Source organism: Bacillus pretiosus, assembly GCF_051294775.1.
GTDB lineage: Bacteria > Bacillota > Bacilli > Bacillales > Bacillaceae_G > Bacillus_A > Bacillus_A wiedmannii.
The window spans coordinates 1-293 of record NZ_JBPPHF010000358.1; the positions used below are offsets into that span (position 1 = coordinate 1).

Genomic DNA, 293 nt, shown 5'->3' on the forward strand with positions numbered 1-293 from the left:
AGCTTGCTCTGCACTAATTTTTGCAAACGCAGGAATATTTTTATCCTCTAAATTCGGAATAACTTGTCCGAAGATTGCTTTTACATTATTTTCTTTATCAAGTGTAACAGTTTGATCTGAACCATACACAGGAATGTTATTATGCTTCTCAACTAACTTCACATGTGTCGTACCAGATTCAGCATCTTTTTCCTCTCCAACGACATTGAAGTGTTTATCAATATTTCCTGCTAATTTAAACAAATCTTTCTTACTCTCTAAATATTGAAAGACCGTCTCTTTTTTATCTAGTC

At 33.1% G+C, this 293-nt stretch carries 1 pseudogene; it reads right to left on the bottom strand.

What is annotated here, in order from left to right:
* Positions 1-293, bottom strand: a pseudogene (locus ACSG5Z_RS31255) (peptidase M4 family protein); the annotation flags it as partial.